General features: G+C 42.0%; 16 protein-coding genes and 1 tRNA gene. 5 read left to right on the forward strand and 12 right to left on the reverse strand.

Features of this window, described 5'->3' with window-relative positions; genetic code table 11:
- Window positions 1–4 precede the first annotated feature (4 nt).
- The 4 genes from adhP to GYM62_RS11005 all read right to left on the reverse strand — a co-directional run bounded on the left by adhP (window position 5) and on the right by GYM62_RS11005 (window position 3,340).
- Window positions 5–1,036, reverse strand: a complete 1,032-nt coding sequence (gene adhP, locus GYM62_RS10990) for an alcohol dehydrogenase AdhP (RefSeq protein ID WP_188462256.1) — start codon at window positions 1,034–1,036, stop codon at window positions 5–7.
- A 379-nt stretch (window positions 1,037–1,415) separates the two neighbouring features.
- Window positions 1,416–1,820, reverse strand: a complete 405-nt coding sequence (locus GYM62_RS10995) for a hypothetical protein (protein ID WP_219956421.1) — start codon at window positions 1,818–1,820, stop codon at window positions 1,416–1,418.
- 195 nt (window positions 1,821–2,015) lie between these two features.
- A complete protein-coding gene (locus GYM62_RS11000; RefSeq protein WP_219956422.1) occupies window positions 2,016–2,861 on the reverse strand; it encodes a sterol desaturase family protein in 846 nt (281 codons plus the stop codon).
- A 62-nt stretch (window positions 2,862–2,923) separates the two neighbouring features.
- Complete coding sequence (locus GYM62_RS11005) at window positions 2,924–3,340, reverse strand: helix-turn-helix transcriptional regulator (protein ID WP_219956423.1); 417 nt, start codon at window positions 3,338–3,340, stop codon at window positions 2,924–2,926.
- 81 nt (window positions 3,341–3,421) lie between these two features.
- On the opposite strand from GYM62_RS11005, the gene GYM62_RS11010 reads away from it, so the two are divergent.
- Window positions 3,422–3,622, forward strand: coding sequence for a hypothetical protein (locus GYM62_RS11010; RefSeq protein WP_219956424.1), 201 nt, complete (start codon window positions 3,422–3,424; stop codon window positions 3,620–3,622).
- A gap of 57 nt (window positions 3,623–3,679) precedes the next feature.
- Here the strand turns inward: GYM62_RS11010 and GYM62_RS11015 are convergent, their stop codons facing one another.
- The 8 genes from GYM62_RS11015 to GYM62_RS11050 form a co-directional block, all read right to left on the reverse strand.
- Window positions 3,680–3,892: a GDCCVxC domain-containing (seleno)protein gene (locus GYM62_RS11015; protein WP_219956425.1), complete on the reverse strand. Its 213-nt coding sequence runs from the start codon at window positions 3,890–3,892 to the stop codon at window positions 3,680–3,682.
- On the reverse strand, window positions 3,893–4,492 hold the full coding sequence (gene merTP / locus GYM62_RS11020; RefSeq protein WP_144606308.1) for a mercuric transport protein MerTP: 600 nt from the start codon (window positions 4,490–4,492) through the stop codon (window positions 3,893–3,895).
- Window positions 4,489–4,857, reverse strand: a complete 369-nt coding sequence (locus tag GYM62_RS11025) for a metalloregulator ArsR/SmtB family transcription factor (RefSeq protein ID WP_073094979.1) — start codon at window positions 4,855–4,857, stop codon at window positions 4,489–4,491. The genes merTP and GYM62_RS11025 overlap by 4 nt, the downstream gene beginning before the upstream one ends.
- A 71-nt stretch (window positions 4,858–4,928) precedes the next feature.
- Window positions 4,929–6,176: a site-specific integrase gene (locus GYM62_RS11030; protein ID WP_219956426.1), complete on the reverse strand. Its 1,248-nt coding sequence runs from the start codon at window positions 6,174–6,176 to the stop codon at window positions 4,929–4,931.
- Window positions 6,177–6,747: 571 nt separating this feature from the next.
- A complete protein-coding gene (ltrA, locus tag GYM62_RS11035) occupies window positions 6,748–8,001 on the reverse strand; it encodes a group II intron reverse transcriptase/maturase (RefSeq protein ID WP_219956427.1) in 1,254 nt (417 codons plus the stop codon).
- Window positions 8,002–8,490: 489 nt separating this feature from the next.
- Complete coding sequence (locus GYM62_RS11040; protein ID WP_219956428.1) at window positions 8,491–8,631, reverse strand: GIY-YIG nuclease family protein; 141 nt, start codon at window positions 8,629–8,631, stop codon at window positions 8,491–8,493.
- Between the two features lie 532 nt (window positions 8,632–9,163).
- Window positions 9,164–9,238 (reverse strand) — tRNA-Pro (locus tag GYM62_RS11045).
- A 1,044-nt stretch (window positions 9,239–10,282) separates the two neighbouring features.
- Window positions 10,283–10,561 (reverse strand): hypothetical protein, encoded by a 279-nt coding sequence (locus GYM62_RS11050; protein WP_219956429.1) that lies wholly within the window; start codon window positions 10,559–10,561, stop codon window positions 10,283–10,285.
- 357 nt (window positions 10,562–10,918) lie between these two features.
- On the opposite strand from GYM62_RS11050, the gene GYM62_RS11055 reads away from it, so the two are divergent.
- From GYM62_RS11055 to GYM62_RS11070, 4 genes are all read left to right on the forward strand, one after another.
- Window positions 10,919–13,126, forward strand: coding sequence for a sodium-translocating pyrophosphatase (locus tag GYM62_RS11055; protein WP_219956430.1), 2,208 nt, complete (start codon window positions 10,919–10,921; stop codon window positions 13,124–13,126).
- A gap of 427 nt (window positions 13,127–13,553) precedes the next feature.
- Entirely contained in the window at window positions 13,554–16,640 is a 3,087-nt protein-coding gene (locus GYM62_RS11060; RefSeq protein ID WP_219956431.1) for a SusC/RagA family TonB-linked outer membrane protein, read from the forward strand.
- Window positions 16,641–16,659: 19 nt separating this feature from the next.
- Complete coding sequence (locus tag GYM62_RS11065) at window positions 16,660–18,069, forward strand: SusD/RagB family nutrient-binding outer membrane lipoprotein (protein WP_219956432.1); 1,410 nt, start codon at window positions 16,660–16,662, stop codon at window positions 18,067–18,069.
- Between the two features lie 62 nt (window positions 18,070–18,131).
- A complete protein-coding gene (locus tag GYM62_RS11070) occupies window positions 18,132–19,439 on the forward strand; it encodes a D-alanyl-D-alanine carboxypeptidase (protein ID WP_219956433.1) in 1,308 nt (435 codons plus the stop codon).

The raw sequence follows: 19,439 nt of genomic DNA on the forward strand, positions 1-19,439 counted from the left end.
TGGGTTAATGACCAATATCCAGTACCATACGGCCTTCTATCTGTCCCTTTTTCATTTGATCAAAGATTAGGTTGATATCTTCCAGCGGAGCGGATTTTACCGTGGTGGTTACCTTTCCTTCCATTGCAAAGTCGATAGCTTCCTGCAGGTCTTTCCTGGTGCCAACAATGGAGCCCCGTACCGTATAGCGATTCAATACGGTTTCAAAAATGGGCAGATCAAAGCTACCGGGAGGAAGTCCATTCATTACCAGCGTTCCTTTTCTGCGTAGCAGGTCCAGCGCCTGCCGGAAAGCCACTGGTGACACAGCCGTGACCAACACGCCATGAACACCCCCTGTTTCTTTTCGGGCATTCATCACTTCATCGGGATTCTTACCGTTGACGGCCATATCGGCTCCAAGTTTTTTGGCCAAGTTCAATTTGTCATCTGCCACATCCACTGCAAGCACATGCAGCCCCATGGCTTTGGCGTATTGCACTGCCACGTGACCTAAGCCACCTATACCGGAAACGGCCACCCACTGCCCCGGTCGTACTTCGGTTTCTTTTAGGCCTTTGTACACCGTTACGCCTGCACATAAAATAGGTGCCATCTGTACAAAGTCTATGGTCCCACTGAAACGACCAACATAGTTAGGGTCGGCCAACACGTATTCCGCAAAGCCGCCATCTATGCTGTAGCCTCCGTTTACCTGCGACTCGCACAGTGTTTCCCAACCCGTAATGCAATGCTCGCAATGACCGCAGGCACTGTAGAGCCAGGGAACACCCACGATATCTCCTTCTTTGGTATTTTTTACATTGGAGCCCACAGCCGCCACATAGCCAATGCCTTCATGGCCAGGAATGAGCGGCAACCTGGGCTTGACAGGCCAGTCGCCATCAGCTGCATGCAAATCCGTATGGCATACTCCTGATGCCATTACCTGCACCAGGATTTGGTTTTCATTTGGGGCCTTTACAGGCATCTCTTCAATTTTAAGCGGTTGGCCAAACTCTGTAACCACAGCCGCTTTCATGGTTTTTGGTAACATGGTTATTTATTTAAATGAATACTTTCTAACATTGACACATCAGTCAAATTGACATTTAGTCTGTTCCTTTCGCATCCTGCGTTTGGTTGTAGACCGCCAACCGAACGAATCCAAATAGCGCCAAACGCCTGCAAATTTATTGGCTCAACAAGCCTGATCTTTTATGTAATTTTCTTGGTGTTCCATTTTGAAGTTTAAAATTTAAAATCATCTACATTATTGAATATCAACTATTTAATTGTGATAAATTCAAGCTATCTCACATTTTGAATAGCGTTCGTTCAGGAAATTATAGTCTGTATATCCGTTTTTCACAGAACCATTTCCGACATTGCCCGAAGGTTTTGTACCGGGCAACTAACTGATAATCAGATGTCAGCTAAAGAAGAAATGACTGGAACAGGATAGAGCGATACCGCCCTGACCAGCCGGGGGGAGCCTTTTTAGAAGTTGTGTAGTTTCTTGACTCGAAAAATTGTGTAGAAGGCAAATGAAAAGATGGCTGAGCCAATGCCGCTGGTGAAGAAGCAATGACCGGAATGTCAGAATGAGGTGTCCTGAAATCATCGAGAGAGAAGATGGTTTCCTGATCCTCACAACCATCACAAGGGTTGCTGTGATCGTCACAGCATGGTTCGTGGTGTTTTAGAAAAAGCTCGAAGCTGATCAGTTCGCCCCCGCAAAAGTGCTGAAACACTGCCATCCCTTTGCCAGGGAGAAGCATTACAATGAGCAGGACGATATATAAGTTGCGCTTCATGAGCCTTTTGATGTAAAATGCCATTCATTGAAGGGGTATCTGTTTGTTATCTCCTTCAATATGACTCAAAAGTACGCAACGGTTATTGAGAGGGCTATGACATTGCACATGTCAAAACATGACTTACATCATGTTTGAACAAAGGCGGGTTTATCCAACTGAAATCAGTACTCTTTGGGATTGTTACAGGTGCGTGAAGATGATAAAGAGAGTCGCTATCTATTTTCGAAATGGATATGCTATCTGCTTTAGATAAGATTTCGGAAAGTTTGGCTCTTCTGCTATACCAATTTCCCCAATACCTTCGGATGTGTAAATTTTCGGATCATCAAAGCTGGTTTTGAAGATGTAGTCCCAAATGGTCAACCATGCCCCGTAATTTACCTGTGCATCCTTGAAGTCAGCTCGATGGTGCCACCTGTGTAACTCTGCCACACAAAAGAACTTCTTTAGTATCCCTGCTTTATAATCCAGATTGGTATGTTGCATCATCATATTGATTGCCAGGAATGCAAGTGCGAGTACAACAACTTGTTGGGGCACACCAATAATCAGACAAGCGATGATTCCCGGACCACCTTCTAATATCTGATGGAGTGCATGGCGTTTTTCGCCATTGAGAAAATATAGCCGTTCCGAGCTGTGATGAATGGCATGAAGCTTCCACAACCATTGGTACTTGTGACTTTGCCAGTGTACAAAAAATAAAAAGAAATCAATGATTATTAGTGCAAATATTACCTGTATCCATAGTGGTATATTCGTAGGGAACCATTTGAAGAAAGTAAAATAAGCAGAGACCCAGATAAAGCTAAACTGCGCTGATATTTTGATCAGGTAGTTTATGATATAATAGGTAAAATCAAGATTCCAGTCTTTGCCGTCCAGCCAGTTTTTCTCGAACGGCATCCATTTTTCAAGAAACAAAGCGATTATGCCAAACAGGGCAATGATCGGGATAGTCACAAGGTATTGGTTCAACCCTGATTGTACACCCAACAGTATCAGGCACCAAGCCGAAAGCATGAATATTGGGTAGAGGCTGTATTGCAGTATTCTTTTCATCCTGTAGATTTTTTACCCTACAAAGATGAATAGCCTTAAATTGAATTACTTGTATAAACCTGCTAACCTTTCAGAACACTGGAAGGCGCAACGCCAAACATTTCAGTAAACGTCTTTGAAAAGTGTGGAAGGTCTGAGAAGCCACCATCATAACAAGCTATGGTCAATGAATTTCCTAATATGATTGATTCGACTGTGGACTGCATTCTTGCCCACAGAATATACCTCCGAAATGGAATTCCCACGTGCTCTTTAAATAAATGAGCATACCTTGACGCAGACAAGTGAACCTTTGAAGCCATGTCTTCAATTCTCATTTCCTGACTAAGTGATTCTTTAATGTGTTGAATGGAATTGACAATCCTTTGATCTGATTGAGTTGAATAAGTATGATGACCAGTCAATTGATCCACTAATAGTCTGGTATAATGCATGACATCAATCTCCTTGCCCATGATCCAATGCTTGAATTCATTCATGATTTGTTCATTCGGTAATTTTTGAAGACCAATAATTTCCTTATCAAGTTGATATGTCTGTTTTAAACGTTCTGAAAACTGATGGAAAGGATCCATAAAAATGAAAACAGGAATACTATTTCCATGACAGCTAAATTGATGTTTTATGTCATGAGGGATTATAGACAAAACGCTAAAATTTTCTTTGCCACTATTATCAATTATTTTATGTTGACCCTGAGTGCAATAGATTATTTCTGTGGCATGATGTGCGTGAAGTTTAGTAGTGGCAACATGTCCTGAATATACACCAATACCGTCTTTAAAAAACAATCTGAAGGCCTCCATAATCCTTGCCGTTTAACAGCAGTTTTTTTTACTACCCTCTTGAATCGGAGGACAAGCCTTTGTTCCATAACTACAATACACGCAACAATCTCCTTCTTTTGGTTTTAGCACCTGGTGGCAGTTTTCGCATTCGTAAAAATACTGACAGGCGTCATTGGGCATGGTTTCTTCCTTCTGATGGCCACAATTGGGGCAGGTGATGGTTGATTCTAATATGATTTCCATTTATTTCTCTGTTTTATTGGTCACGGAATATCCGGTTGAGTTGATGGCTTGTTCAATTTCAAGGACGTCCGTTTTGGATTTATCAAATTCTACGATGGCATTCCCCTGGTCGTAGGAGGCGGTTACATTCAGGATGCCGCTGAGCTTATTTACTTCATGCACTACATGCGCTGCGCACCCCTGACAAGTCATGCCTTTGATTTGAAAATTTACGGTCTGAATGTCTGACTTATCAACGATGATCACTTGCTTTTCAGATTTAGGGTAGAAAATGTGAGCATAAAGCGGGAACGCCAACATCAGGGCAGCAAAGACCGTGATTATTGAAAGGAACTTTTTTGTTTGCCAAAAGGAGGGCTGAAGGTCCTCCTCACAGGCACATTCTTTTTCCTTTTTGGCCTTTGGTTTGAGTTTCTGATACCAGGCAAAGCCTAATACAACCACTGTGATGCCGACAAAAAAAGGCCTTGCCGGATCGAGCCATGAGAAAGTGGACGCAATCCCGCTTGCACCGGCCACTAATGCAAGCACCGGGCTGATGCAGCAAAGTGAACTTACTAAAGCAGCTAAAAGGCCGCTGGTTAAAAGGGAATTTTTCATAAGGTAGGAATTGAATTTGGGAGCTTAAACAAATCGAGCACTGATGAAATGATTCGCTGACTTTGCTCTTCTACTGAATAGAAGATGGTTTGACCGGATTTTTTGGTCGTCACGATTCCCGCATCCTTCAGTTTTTTTAGATGTTGGGAGACGGCCGGCACGGTCATGCCCAGGATGTCTGACAAGTCACATGGGCAAAGTTCATTTTCCTGTTTCAAGAGGTACAGGATTTTGAGGCGAACCGCATTACCTGCCAGATTCAGTACATCGGCCAGTTCTAAAAAGCTTTCTTCTTTGTTTTTCAAGTCTTCTCTGCAGCGACTGATCTGGATGCTATCTGCAAAGACACGGATACATGTATTCATAGTATTTAAGCAATTGCTTAAACAAAGGTAGGGAATGATAGTTATTTAAGCAAGTACTTAAATACAAAGGGCTATTTCGCCCTTCTCATCAATTTTGGTGCTGCCAGCTTCTCCCGGAGAGTGTGCATGTCTTCACTTACCTTCTTCTCCACCACTTTTGCGTAAACCTGTGTAGTAGTAATTTTTGAATGGCCGAGCATTTTGCTTACGGTCTCCAACGGGACACCATTGCAAAGGGTAACGGTGGTGGCAAATGTATGCCTGGCCAAGTGGAAAGTCAGGTTCTTTTCAATCCCACACAGGTCGGCAATTTCTTTCAAATAGGAATTGAGCTTCTGGTTGGAGATCACTGGAAATACTGTTCCCTTCTGTAAAGCCCTTGGATGGGTTTTGTATTTCTCTATGATCTCCCAGGCTTTGGGAAGAATGGGAACCCTTACAGGCTGGTCAGTCTTTTGCCTGCAGGTGGAGAGCCAGTATTCTCCGTCTATGCCTATGGTGATGTTGGAAGGTGTTAGGTTCATAGCATCGATGTAAGCCAGTCCAGTGTAGCAGCTGAATACAAACAGATCTCTTACCCACTGCAAACGCACAATTTTGAAGTCCCTGTTTTCCAATGTTTCCAATTCTTCGGCATCTAAGAAACCCCTATCCATTCGGTGAAATTTGAGCTGGTATTTATCAAATGGATCCCGGCTTACCCATTCCATTTTTACAGCCATGGTCACCATCTTCCGGAAACGCTCCAAGTGCTTCATCACTCCATTGTTGCCAAGTGGCTTCTGGTGGTCTTTGGGTTTGTAGTTACGGAGGTAGAATTCAAAATCGGTGATGAACTTGTACGACAGTTCTGAAAGGAACATGTCAGTTGTACCGAACCGCTCTTTCAAAAATCTGTGGATGTACTTCTGAGTGGTGAAGTAGTTTTTCATCGTGCCCCAAGCCAGTGTATCTCGCATAGCCTGGTTGTGATAATCCACCAGCTTGCATAAAGTGAAGTCCTTTTGGTCTGTACCCAGGAACATGCTTTTGATAGCATCTGCGGTGATCAGTCGCTTTTGCACTTGCATTTCCTGGTAGCATTCCATGATACGGGCCTGGACTTCATCCAAATAATGATTGAGCGATTTGATTTCTTCCCGGCTGCCCTTGGCCATGCCTTTGCTACCATTCCAGTCGCCTGGTTTGATCCAGCGTTTCAATGATATTTCTACCCTGCGGCCATCTACGGTGACCCTGGCATAGATTGGGAGTAGGCCATCTTTGGCCTTGTTCGTTCTTGTGATGAACTGAACTCCGAAGGTGTTTGTAGTTCTCATGACAATTCAGCTTTTGAGTGTTTGTGTTAAAATGATTCCTCTCGTGGTGAACTGCTTCCACAAGGTCACTCAAACAGACCTAAAACAGTTCAAATTATGCGATGCAACTATCTGTTTTACAGCTATTTGCATCAATCTGGTGAACTAAAATAAACCATTCATTTGGTTCACCGGATAGGTCTCATTTTTGCTGAAATTGTCTAAATCGAACTGATACGTAAAAAATAAAAAAGCCCGCAAATCGTAAGATTTGCAGGCTTTTGGGTTCTGATGAACCTTTGTTGTCGGGGTGACAGGATTTGAATCTAGGACCATCCTGACCATAGTCAGGATACGCTAACCGTCCCTTTTCAACAATTCCAAATATCTCTTCGCACCCAAATTTTTGATTTTCTTTTCTAATTTCATTGCTTCAGCTCTTGAATTAGTCAATTCAGAGTGAACCAAAACCCAAGGAGTACCTAGTCGAGTAGGTAAAGGGGAATTCCACCCCTAAACCTCTCACAGAACCGTACGTGAACCTCTCGATTCATACGGCTCTTATTATGCAGTCGGTTTATAGTCTATCAAGTTAGACTAACTTGTATCCCAGTTCCCAATGGTAGAACAGGTTTGGATAAGAGACCGTAACTTGTCTAAGCCATTTCACTGCTTTGACCTTGCTTCCTTTAAAGCTCTTGTACTTGTTCAGAATCCACCTGATCAATCGATGGTGCAGATAATAGAACACCGGTTTTAGACTTCTTCGGCTTATCTTCCCATAGTATTGAACCCACCCTCGTATCTTTGGATTTAGCAATATGGCCAGATCCTGAATACCCCTTTGGGTTTTGTTATGGAAATTGAGCTTTCGGAGTTCTCCGTTGATGCGCACTTTGGACTTTCGGCTCATCTTACAATCAAATTGCAGAAAGCTTCCCCCATTTCTTAATCTGTTTCTCATGGGCTGAAAACTAAAGCCCAGAAAGTCAAACTGTACAGGGTAATCATTCAGATTTCTGCCTTCCTTCTTACAGTAAACAATTTTCGTCTTTTCGGGATGGGCTCTCAAGCCGCATTTTTCTAAACGATCCTTCAAATCTGTAAGTGTTCTGACAGCTTCCTGATAGCTACTGCAATGGATAATAAGGTCATCAGCATACCGAACCATGATTACGGATGGATGGAATTTCTCCAGCCATTTATCAACACAATAATGCATGTAAAGATTGGCAAGAAGCGGGCTGATTACCCCTCCCTGAGGAGTACCTTTTCCCGTGGATACTTTGACCGCACCATCCTCAAGTATGACTGGTGCTTCCAGCCACCTTTTGATGTACAGCAATACCCATTTCTCTGAAACGTGTCTTTCCAAAGCTTTCAACAAAAGCTCATGGTTCACATTTTCGAAGAACTCCTGTATATCCAAATCTATAACCCAGCTGTATCGACGTACATTCTGTTGTACGCTTTGGATTGCTGTGTGCGCATTTTTGTTCGGGCGGTATCCGTAGGAATTGTCCACAAATACTGATTCCAGCCTTGGTTCTAGGTACGTCTTTACTACCTGTTGGGCAATCCTGTCGCTTACAGTGGGAATTCCCAAAGGACGGGTCTTACCCCCTGCCTTGGGTATTGTTACCCGCTTTATCGCTGGTGCAAAGTAACTTCCAGAAGCCAGTCTGTTCCAGAGTTTGTACAGTTCTTTGGAACGTACCCTGTCAAATTCCGACAGGCTCTGCTGGTCAATCCCTGCACTACCTCCATTACTTTTTACCTTCTTGTAGGATTCCCAAACCATCTCTTTGGTAATTGGTACCGACTTTGTCTGTTCTTTAAAAATCATCCTTAACTAGTTAAGTTGTTCTTAAATTAAAACTGCATAATTGAAGCCCTTCTTCGCCCGCTCCCATTACAGGAGTTTCATCACTACTACGACTTCATCCGTCACCTATATACTCATCAGTAATCAACTCACAGGTATTGCCTGCTTGTGTTTTCCTTTTGGCATAGCATATAGGCTTCCTGCGATTCCACAATAAAGCCTGAATAGAAGTCATGCCCCCTTTATGACGGTTGCCGTATAGACAGTAAATTAGGCACCTTCTATACTTATCTCCGGCCTCTCGATATAAACCGGATTTTGACAACGACTGGTCTTTTCGTCACTTCATCGGAAGGTTCGCTTTCGCTCATCTCTTCTATCCTTACCTGACCATTTAAACAGCCTTTTCTTCTATCGCTTCACACATCATTGTTACCGCAGATGCATCATAGAAGTGGTTTGGTGAGTGTTCCTAAACAACCCTCACCGAGGGGCCTGCCCTCATCTTTATCATAGCTTACACAGCACACACCGAGTAAATCGCTCTCTTCCAGAATTATGCCTTTTTAATCGTTTATCCAGATCAGATGTCTGCCCAACATAATATTTACCGAGCCTTTCTGAAAAAAGTATGTAGACTACAAACTCCATAAACAAAAAATACTTTAAAGAGAGACTTTTGAAATTGCCAAGGTGAACCTGACTTTGTTAAGACGACCATCCTGACCACAGTCAGGGCATGCTAATCATCGACTTTTCATTGAACTTTCAGTGTCGGGGTGATCCTGACTTTGTCAGGACGACCTCTCTGACATGAATCAGGACATGCTAACCGCCGCCTTTCTAAGCATTATGTCGAAGTGATCCTGACTTTGTCAGGACGAACTCTCTGACCAGAATCAGGACATGCTAACCGCCACTTTCTAATTATTATGTCGGGGTGATCCTGACTTTGTCAGGACGACCTCTCTGACAAGAATCAGGACATGCTAACCGCCGCCTTTCTAATCATTATGTCGGGGCGATCCTGACTTTGTCAGGACGACCTCTCTGACCAGAATCAGGACATGCTAATCATCGACTTTCTAATTATTATGTCGGGGTGATCCTGACTTTGTCAGGACGAACTCTCTGACCAGAATCAGGACATGCTAATCATCGACTTTTCATTGAACTTTTAGTGTCGGGGTGACAGGATTTGAACCTGCGACCTCACGCCCCCCAGACGTGTACGCTAACCGGACTGCGCCACACCCCGATAATTTTTCATTAAGTATAATACTTTTTGTCACAAACCATAGCTAGACTTGTAGACTGCGACCTTCCTGACTCCCGTCAGGATACGCTAACCGGACTGCGCCACACCCCGATAATTTTTCATTAAGTATAATACTTTTTGTCACAAACCATAGCTAGACTTGTAGACTGCGACCTTCCTGACTCCCGTCAGGATACGCTAACCGGACTGCGCCACACCCCGATAATTTTTCATTAAGTATGATACTTCTTTTCACAAACCATAGTTAGACTTGTGGACTGCGACCTTCCTGACTCCCGTCAGGATACGCTAACCGGACTGCGCCACACCCCGATAATTTTTCATTAAGTATAATACTTTTTGTCACAAACCATAGCTAGACTTGTAGACTGCGACCTTCCTGACTCCCGTCAGGATACGCTAACCGGACTGCGCCACACCCCGATAATTTTTCATTATGTATAATACTTCTTTTCACAAACCATAGTTAGACTTGTGGACTGCGACCTTCCTGACTCCCGTCAGGATACGCTAACCGGACTGCGCCACATCCCGAATTGAAGAGCGAATTTACATGATTCTGATTTTTTTGCCAGTCGAATAGGCTTTAAAAAATATCGACTATCCGTTTTTTTCTTTAAAGAAAACTGGTTGGCTGATGATTTTGCAACAAACCTCGCACAAACTTACTTTTGGATTGATTTTTTCCGCTCTACGAATGGCTTCTAACCCATTGTTAAAAGGGCCTAAGTAATCTCTGTTTAAAGAATCTGGAATTAACTCACAATCTCTGTGGTGCACCTCATGACTCCCCTCTGAATTTGCCACGGAAGATAAATAAAAGAATTTCATGTGTTTGGCTGAAAGTTGAACATCAAAAATACACCCCAAAAAAACACGAAAAAATACCCTATACAGGGTATTTTTAGGGGTAAAACCTTCACTTTTAAACTAACTTATTAACAACAAGAGAATTTTTACCTGAGAGTTCCCCTATCTTCCAAAGAATATTTTAGAACCGATTTTTCAGAAATCAGTATTTAATTACTGAGAATATTTTTGATATAAGTATTCCCATTCTTCATCCAAACTTAACTCAGGCCTCCGCTCTCCTGCCCTTCTATACCAATAATCAGCATTCCATAAATCCCCCTCTTTTCTATGCAAGTAAGCATGGACTCTGGCCGCGGATTTCCCATCCAATTGATCTACCTGATCATGAGCTTTATCCCAATCCCCATGGAGATCGTACCAAAGCGCTTTCAACTCAGGTGAAAAACTGGAATCTGGTGCTGTAGATTTTTTAAATGATTCTAAATCCATGGCCTAAAGTTGTGTAAATCTTAAACTTTCACAAAATGGCGATTGCTGATTTTCGCCTTTGAAAAATCCAGAATTCCTAAATATGTGATCTCTTGAGATACTTCATTTTAGTATTCAAAGGAATTATTTTACCGAAAATCACAAATCCATCAAATCAAAGCACTTAGACTTATCCTCAGTAAATTCAGAGTTTCTGTAAAGAATTAACAGTAGATATTTAAAATCTTTGAGATATTTTCAACAAACATTGGAAATAAAGGGCTTTACCCAAAATTTCTTTGGAGTTGGCAGGTAAGAGAGAAATTCTATATTTGCCCAATTATTTATTAACCAAACACAACAGCGTAAACAAACTTTATGGAACAAGCGGTGATTTATTTGGTCCCGGCACTGGGGATACTAGGCTTGATCGTCATGGCAATCAAGTCAGCCTGGGTAAACAAACAGGAAACAGGTGACAAAAACATGGTGGAATTGGCAGGATATATTGCTGATGGAGCCATGGCCTTTCTCAAAGCAGAATGGAAAGTTTTATCCTATTTTGCTATCATCGCAGGAATTCTACTGGCCTATTCAGGAACAACAGTTGAAACCTCCAGCCCACTTATTGCAGGTTCTTTTTTAATCGGAGCAGTATTCTCTGCTTTTGCAGGATACATAGGAATGAATATCGCTACCAAAGCGAACGTTCGAACCACTCAAGCTGCAAGAACTAGTTTAAAGCAGGCACTGAAAGTATCCTTTACTGGAGGTTCAGTGATGGGTCTAGGCGTGGCAGGATTAGCCGTGCTAGGATTAGGCTCTTTGTTTATTCTTTTCTACCAAATGTATGTGGTCAGCGCAGGTGCTGGAGTCAACGGAGTAGAAATGGAAAAAGCCCTGGAAGTATTGGCTGGTTTCTCTTTGGGTGCAGAGTCCATTGCTCTTTTTGCAAGAGTTGGCGGTGGTATTTATACTAAGGCCGCTGACGTAGGTGCTGACTTGGTAGGAAAAGTTGAAGCTGGAATCCCGGAAGATGACGTAAGAAACCCTGCAACTATTGCTGATAACGTAGGTGATAACGTGGGCGACGTGGCCGGTATGGGTGCTGACTTATTCGGATCCTATGTAGCGACTATCTTGGCAACCATGGTTTTGGGAAGAGAAATTGTTTCCGATGATCAGTTTGGAGGAATTGCTCCAATTCTCTTACCAATGGTACTTGCAGGTTTGGGGATCGTATTCTCTATAATGGGGATGGCTTTTGTAACCGTAAAAGATGACAAAGGAGATGTGCAAAAAGCGCTCAATATGGGCAACTGGTCTTCTATCATATTCACAGGTATTGCATCCTTTTTCGTTGTTAAACACATGCTTCCTGAGACCTTGGAAATAAGAGGATATGTATTTACCAATATGGACGTATTCTATGCAATCATCCTTGGTTTGGTAGTGGGAACCTTGATGTCCATTATTACTGAGTATTATACAGCGATGGGCAAGCGGCCTGTAATGTCAATTGTAAAACAATCTGCTACAGGTCACGCAACCAATATTATCGGTGGACTATCTGTAGGTATGGAATCCACAGTTTTACCAATTTTGGTTTTAGCTGGTGGTATATATGGTGCTTACGAATTTGCAGGTCTTTATGGTGTGGCAATCGCAGCGGCCGGTATGATGGCTACTACTGCCATGCAATTAGCAATTGACGCATTTGGGCCTATTGCTGATAATGCAGGTGGTATCGCAGAGATGAGCCAGCTTCCGGAAGAAGTGAGAGGAAGAACAGATATTTTGGATGCTGTAGGTAATACAACTGCTGCCACAGGAAAAGGCTTTGCAATTGCATCTGCAGCTTTGACTTCTTTAGCCTTATTCGCCGCATTCGTTGGAATTGCCGGCATTGATGCAATTGATATCTATAAAGCACCAGTATTGGCGGGCTTGTTTGTGGGAGGAATGATTCCATTCATCTTCTCCTCATTGGCTATTGCTGCGGTAGGTAGAGCTGCCATGGACATGGTAAATGAGGTAAGAAGACAGTTTAGAGAAATTCCTGGAATCATGGAATACAAGTCCAAACCTGAATATGATAAGTGTGTGGAAATCTCTACCAAAGCTTCTATCCGAGAAATGATTGCTCCAGGAGCTATTGCATTGATTACTCCAATTATTGTAGGATTTTCCTTTGGCCCGGAAGTTTTGGGTGGCTTATTAGCAGGTGTAACTGTTTCCGGTGTATTAATGGGTATGTTCCAATCCAATGCAGGCGGTGCATGGGATAATGCGAAAAAATCCTTTGAAAAAGGAGTAGAAATCAACGGAGAGACCTTCTACAAAAAATCAGAACCTCATAAAGCTTCAGTAACAGGTGATACAGTAGGTGATCCTTTTAAGGATACTTCTGGTCCTTCCATGAACATTCTGATCAAGCTGATGTCAATTGTGGCTTTGGTTATTGCTCCTCATATTAGTGAGCGTCCACACGGAGAGCCAATGGCTGAGCGTGTGGAAGTGAAAAAAGAAATAAAATACGAAGACGGAAAGAAGATCGTCACAGAGACAAAAACCATTGTGAAATAAAGAATTTCATTCACTACAAACAGGCTGTTCGATTACCGAGCAGCCTTTTTTTTATCCTTGAAATCAGTTTATTGCATTTTTTAAATATCTATAAATGCAAAATTTTGCAATAAAACTTGCAATATTGAATTCATCATTTCTTGGCAACCGCTAAAATAAATTATCAAATAATGTTGATTTTACACTCTATAAATTTTTAAATTAAGCCTTCAACCAAATTAGAGGATAAAATTTTCTCTTAATATTTCAAAAAAGATCTTTTTACAAGAGTTCTAATTAAGCAATCAACCCAAAGAAAGGTATTAGAATCAGGCATTTTTATGCAGTTTTTAAAGTAAATACTGACAATCACAGACTTTAAAACGGTAAAAAAATGCAAAATTCTAGTTTTTGTAGAACCAATTTTAAACTCATAACATAAAATCACATGAAAAACAGCTACAAATCAGCGTTGCTTTTTCTGATTGGTTTTTTGGCTTGCATTCCATTGTATGCCCAACAGACTGTTTCGGGAATTGTCACCGCTAAAGAAGATGGAGCGCCCTTACCGGGTGTCAGCATCGTCATTCAGGGAACCTCCACGGGAGTGGTATCTGATATCGACGGGAAATACAGCATTTCAGTTCCCAATACCCAAGCGGTCTTGGTGTTCTCCTTTATTGGCTTCGAAACGCAGCGAGTTCCTGTAGGAAACAGGAGCACACTTGACGTAAGTCTTGCAACAGAAACGTCCAACCTCGATGAGTTTATAGTCACCGCATTTGGTATTTCGCAGGAGAAAAAGGCTTTAGGCTATGCAGCTCAAAGTATTAATGCCGACGAGATTACTAAAACAAGACAGCCGAATGTGGTCAATGCCCTTCAAGGTCAGGTAGCTGGTGTTCAGGTAACCAATTCAGGTGGAGCACCAGGGCAGTCGGCCAGAATCATTATTCGAGGTATCAACTCCTTGGACCCTTCCGCAGACAATCAACCATTATTTGTGGTAGATGGAGTTCCTGTAGACAACTCGACTATTGAATCCAATGGAACGCCTCGCGGTATGTCCAACCGTATCGCTGACATCAACCCAAATGACATTGAGTCCATGTCCGTATTAAAAGGTGCGGCTGCTACAGCGCTTTATGGTGTTCGTGCTGCCAACGGTGCAGTAATCATAACCACCAAAAAAGGGAAGTCAGGACAGATTCGTGTAGATTTTAATTCTTCTTTAGGCTTCGATAATTTGGCAAAGCTACCTGAGCTACAGGATCAATTTGGTCAAGGTTTTAGCGGGGTTAGAAATGATTCCAGCTTCTGGCCTTCCTGGGGTGCCAATATTGCTGAGGAAAATGATCCGAATTATGTTTATCAGGATAACTGGAACAGAGCATTCAATACAGGAATGCAGTTCGATAATAGTTTAAGTGTATCAGGAGGTAATGAAGTAGCAACTTTTTACGGATCCTTTGGCAGACTGGATCAAGAAGGAATTATACCATTCTCTACCTGGGATAGAACCAGTGCAAAATTATCCGGTACAGTAAAGGCCAGTGAGAAATTTAACTTTTCCGGCTCATTTAACTACACCAACTCCGGAGGAAACAGAGTGCCTCATGATAGATTTTTGGAGCGGATGATGTACTGGTCAGAAACCACCGATGTGCGGGATTACATCAATCCAGATGGTACCATGAAAACCTACGGAAACACCAATCCGATCTATGATGCCCGATTTGCTACTTACGAAGACAATGTCAATCGTATCATAGGAAATATCAACTTAAACTACAGCCCAACAGAATGGCTGACCTTTTCATATAGGTTAGGTATGGACAATTATTCGGATTCCAGAACTGAAATCACTCCTGGTCCTATGGGCATCGATGGCGAGGTTCCGTTAAGTTCTACAGGATTTTTAGAAGAAACCAGAATTAACAGCAGGGATATCACTTCCAACTTTTACATCACCTTGAAGAAACAATGGAATTCTGATTGGAATACCAGTCTAAGATTAGGAAATGATGTGTTTGAAAGAAAGTTTGACAGGGTAACCGCTACTGGTACCAACTTCGTGATTCCAGGATTCTACAATTTGAATAATACGACTCAAATTTTTGCCTCTCAGGGTAAAAGCATCCGAAGATTGGTTGGTTTCTACGGGGATTTGATGGTTGATTACAAAAATTTCCTTTTCCTGAATATTACAGGAAGAAATGATATCTCCTCTACCCTACCTAAGAATAACAATTCCTTCTTCTATCCTTCAGTTAATTTAGGGTATGTATTCAGCGAGAATTTTGATCTACCATCATGGGTCACCTTCGGTAAACTGAGAGCATCATGGGCTCAGGTAGGTAAGGACACCAACCCTCATATTTTGGGAGCAACTTTTGTTTCTCCGGGAGTATTCCCTCTGAATGGGCAAGTTGGTTTCTCGAGAAATTCAACATTTGGCGATCCTAATCTAAGACCTGAAACGACTACTTCTGTTGAGTTTGGTACACAGTTCGCATTTTTCAATAACCGCGCAAGTTTGGATGTAACCTATTACAAATCCAATGCTGCAGATCAGATTATTCCAGTTCCGATCTCCGACGCAACTGGCTTCTCTTCCTATATTACCAATGCAGGAGAAATTGAGAACCGAGGATTTGAAATCGTTTTGGGAGGTACTCCAATTGAAAGAGGGGATTTCCGCTGGGACGTTACAGCTAACTTAACTACCAACCAAAATGAAATCAAGGCAATCAGAGAAGGTATTGATCAGATCGTTGTAGGCTCTCAATTCGGATATGCCGGAAGTAGAGTTACGATGATCTTGAAAGAAGGGCAGGCTTATGGAAATATTTATGGAAGTAGCTATATCCGCCCTGGGGCTCCAGAAGGAACTGAAGAATTAAACAGAGATTTACCGGTACTTATTGGGGCAAATGGATTCCCAGTGAGAACAGGTAATCAGCTAATCTTGGGAAATGCTGTTCCAAAATTCTTTGGAGGCTTGAGAAACAACTTTTCTTACAAAGGACTAGAGTTTTCCTTCTTAATTGATTTCAGAGCAGGACTGGAGCAATATGATCAGTTTGGCAACTTCCTTTCTGCTTTTGGTAAACAAAAGGATTCAGAAAGAAGAAATGATTTCGTGGTTTTCCCAGGCGTTTTGGCTGATGGATCTCAAAACACGAAAGAAGTATGGCTGGGCCAGGGAGTTGGACCTGACGGAGTTAATTATGGAGCTGGATATTGGAGAAATTATTACAGAACCACTTCTGAAAACTTTGTTAAAGATGCCAGCTTCATCAAACTGAGAAATGTGACTTTGGCTTATAATTTACAGCCAAACCTTCTGGAAAGAACTCCTTTCAGAACAGCCAGAATCTCCGTTGCAGCAAACAACATCATTCTTTACACTCCTTGGGATGGGTTTGACCCTGAGTCTTTCTCTGCAGGAGCTGGTGGCAATGCTGTCGGATTCACCGGATTGGGATTCCCGGGGGTTCAAAGCCTATTCTTCACTTTGAATTTGGGATTGTAAACCTTTAACCACGAAAAAGATGAAATTTAAAAATAAACTATCAGCGATTTTAGCATCCGTGGTATTGATGGCTTCAGCCTGCGATTCCTTCTTGGATGTCAATGAAAATCCTAATAACCCTGAAGATGCACCTATCTCAGGTTTGATGACTAACAGTACTTATGAAACCGCACTCAATATTTTCAGGGGCGGTAGTGCTACAAGTAATTACGTACAATACTTAGCATCTCCAAATCCCGGCAGTTCATCCGACATAATGGATCCTTCGGACTTCAGTGGCACTTGGTTCAGTCTTTATAATGTGATGACTGATTTGGATGTAATCATTAAAAAAAGTGAGGAAAATGGAGCAAATCATTATAAAGGAGCTGCTCAAATCCTCATGGCTCTCAATCTGGGAATGACCGTTGACTTCTTTGGAGATGTGCCGTTTTCACAAAGTTTCAATTTTGAGACCGTGACTCCGGCTTATGATGATGATCAAGAACTCTATGGAAGAGTCTTAGATCTCTTGGATGAAGGTATTGCAAACCTCCAAGGCCAAACTTCCATTTCCATGGGGAATGATGACTTCATTTATCAAGGCAATGTTGCCAATTGGATAAAATTTGGCAATACTTTAAAAGCAAGATTCTTATTGCATACCAAAGGCACTTCTGCCTACAGTGAATCTGAATTGTTAGCAGCAGTCAATGCAGGCTTTTCTTCTTCAAATGATGATGCAAGCGTAAGCTTTTTCGAGCAAAGGTTTAATCCTTGGGCTCAGGTTGCCATCAACAACTCTAACCTTCTTTTAGGTGGATGGATCTCAGAGCAATTTGTAGAAGCACTGGATGGCACTTCCTATCCTACGGTTGATCCAAGATTGCCATTGATGATCGGAACCACTGACGAAGGGGAATTTGTAGGTACAGTAAACGGAGCAGGAAGAGGAAATGCACCAGAGCAAGGTGCTAGATCCACTTTGATCCCAGGTCAGTTTTACACCTCCACTCAATCTCCTATTTTGATTGCGACCTTTGCCGAACTCAAATTCATTGAAGCGGAAGCTGCTTTACAGAATGATAGAGCCAGAGCCTATTCGGCCTATTTAGCAGGAATCGAGGCGCACATGAATATGCTGGGTGTTGCTGATGCAGAAAAAGCATCTTATTTGGCTGATCCTAGTGTAAGCATGGGTGCCGCCAATTTAACCTTGGCTGATATCATGAAAGAAAAATGGGTAGCTCTATTCCTACATCCTGAAACATGGAATGATGCAAGGAGATTTGATTATAGCTATAAGAATATGACACTTCCGGAAAATTTAAACCCAGATTTGAATGGGCAGTATATCCGAAGACTTGCCTATCCAGATAGTGAGGTCAGTAGAAATGGCGACAATGTCCCTTCCGTTACTTTGCTGGATAGAATCTGGTGGAATCAATAATTAAACAGTAAACCTTTAAGTCTCCTGCCAAAATGCAGGAGACTTTTTTTTATTTTAAGAGAATGAAAAAAATTCTTTTCGCAATCCTGCTACTCGGTAGTTCATGTACCGTTCAGAAGATCAACTGCTCCATTAAAAAATCTGAGGTTTTCAATCAGGGGCATATGGGAATGATGGTAGTTGACCCTATCAAGGACAAAACCTTGATAGATATCAATTCTGGCAAATATTTCATTCCTGCCTCCAATACCAAACTTTTCACCTTTTACACCTCTTACACGGTTTTGGGTGACAGCTTGATTAATGGCCTCAATTATCTGGAAAAAGGAGACTCCTTGATTTTTTGGGGAACCGGTGATCCCAGTCTTTTGCATCCCGATCTGAAAAACGAGAAAGCGATTAATTTTTTAAAAAACAGCAAAAAGGAGCTGTATCTCCTGGACAATTTTGAACAAGTAGATGCTTTTGGCCCAGGATGGTCTTGGGATTGGTACAATGCTTACTATGCCACAGAGCGCTCAGCCTTTCCAATTTATGGAAATGTCCTCCGCTTCAAGTATGATATCGGAGATCCTAATTTCACCATCAATCCAACCTGGTTTAAGCCCTTTCTTTCCGCTCAAAAAACAGAAAATTGGACTGGATACAATTTCAAGAGAGATAGATATCAAAACTTATTTTCCTACCAATTTACTGATAAGCCCGAACAAAAAAGTTTCGAAAGAGACATCCCTTTTGTGACTTCTGCCGAGCTCACGGCCTTGATGCTTTCAGCTATTTTAGATAAAAAGATCACTCTGATAAAAGACCAAGCCTACTTTTCCGAAGAGCCAAAAAAATTACTCAGTACGCCGGCTGACAGCATTTATGCTCAGATGATGAAAATCTCGGATAATTTTCTAGCAGAGCAATTATTGCTGTTGGTTTCTGATCAACTCAGCAATAAACTAAGCACTCGGGATGCCATTGCTTACGCAAAGGAAAATTTATTAGGTGACTTACCGGATGAACCGGTATGGTACGATGGCTCCGGGCTTTCAGCTCGAAATATGTTTACTCCGCGTTCCATTATTGCACTCTTGGCTAAAATCAGAGCTGAAGTTCCTTTGGAAAAAATCAAAGCCTATTTCCCTGCCGGAGGAGAGTCAGGCACAATCCGCAACTGGTATCCTTCCGATCCTGGGCAGGAGCCCTACATCTATGCTAAAACAGGAACTCTCAGCATGAGTAATGCCCTCAGTGGGTATTTGATCACAAAAAGCGGGAAAATCCTTCACTTTTCCTGTCTTTTTAACAATTACACCATTTCATCCAACGAATTAAAAACCGAACTTCAAAAGATACTTTATCGCCTCCACGACCAATACTAA

Source organism: Algoriphagus sp. NBT04N3 (genome assembly GCF_019443765.1).
GTDB classification, from domain to species: Bacteria; Bacteroidota; Bacteroidia; order Cytophagales; family Cyclobacteriaceae; genus Algoriphagus; species Algoriphagus ornithinivorans.

Excerpts from the sequence above, each read along its gene's own strand:
- adhP (WP_188462256.1), bottom strand. The coding sequence starts at position 1,036 with ATGTTACCAAAAACCATGAAAGCGGCTGTGGTTACAGAGTTTGGCCAA.
- GYM62_RS11055 (WP_219956430.1), top strand. The coding sequence starts at position 10,919 with ATGGAACAAGCGGTGATTTATTTGGTCCCGGCACTGGGGATACTAGGC.
- GYM62_RS11005 (WP_219956423.1), bottom strand. The coding sequence starts at position 3,340 with ATGAATGAATTCAAGCATTGGATCATGGGCAAGGAGATTGATGTCATG.
- GYM62_RS11015 (WP_219956425.1), bottom strand. The coding sequence starts at position 3,892 with ATGGAAATCATATTAGAATCAACCATCACCTGCCCCAATTGTGGCCAT.
- GYM62_RS10995 (WP_219956421.1), bottom strand. The coding sequence starts at position 1,820 with ATGGCATTTTACATCAAAAGGCTCATGAAGCGCAACTTATATATCGTC.
- GYM62_RS11060 (WP_219956431.1), top strand. The coding sequence starts at position 13,554 with ATGAAAAACAGCTACAAATCAGCGTTGCTTTTTCTGATTGGTTTTTTG.
- merTP (WP_144606308.1), bottom strand. The coding sequence starts at position 4,492 with ATGAAAAATTCCCTTTTAACCAGCGGCCTTTTAGCTGCTTTAGTAAGT.
- GYM62_RS11010 (WP_219956424.1), top strand. The coding sequence starts at position 3,422 with ATGGAAAGGATCCATAAAAATGAAAACAGGAATACTATTTCCATGACA.
- GYM62_RS11040 (WP_219956428.1), bottom strand. The coding sequence starts at position 8,631 with ATGGAGTTTGTAGTCTACATACTTTTTTCAGAAAGGCTCGGTAAATAT.
- GYM62_RS11050 (WP_219956429.1), bottom strand. The coding sequence starts at position 10,561 with ATGGATTTAGAATCATTTAAAAAATCTACAGCACCAGATTCCAGTTTT.
- GYM62_RS11070 (WP_219956433.1), top strand. The coding sequence starts at position 18,132 with ATGAAAAAAATTCTTTTCGCAATCCTGCTACTCGGTAGTTCATGTACC.
- GYM62_RS11030 (WP_219956426.1), bottom strand. The coding sequence starts at position 6,176 with ATGAGAACTACAAACACCTTCGGAGTTCAGTTCATCACAAGAACGAAC.
- GYM62_RS11000 (WP_219956422.1), bottom strand. The coding sequence starts at position 2,861 with ATGAAAAGAATACTGCAATACAGCCTCTACCCAATATTCATGCTTTCG.
- ltrA (WP_219956427.1), bottom strand. The coding sequence starts at position 8,001 with ATGATTTTTAAAGAACAGACAAAGTCGGTACCAATTACCAAAGAGATG.
- GYM62_RS11065 (WP_219956432.1), top strand. The coding sequence starts at position 16,660 with ATGAAATTTAAAAATAAACTATCAGCGATTTTAGCATCCGTGGTATTG.
- GYM62_RS11025 (WP_073094979.1), bottom strand. The coding sequence starts at position 4,857 with ATGAATACATGTATCCGTGTCTTTGCAGATAGCATCCAGATCAGTCGC.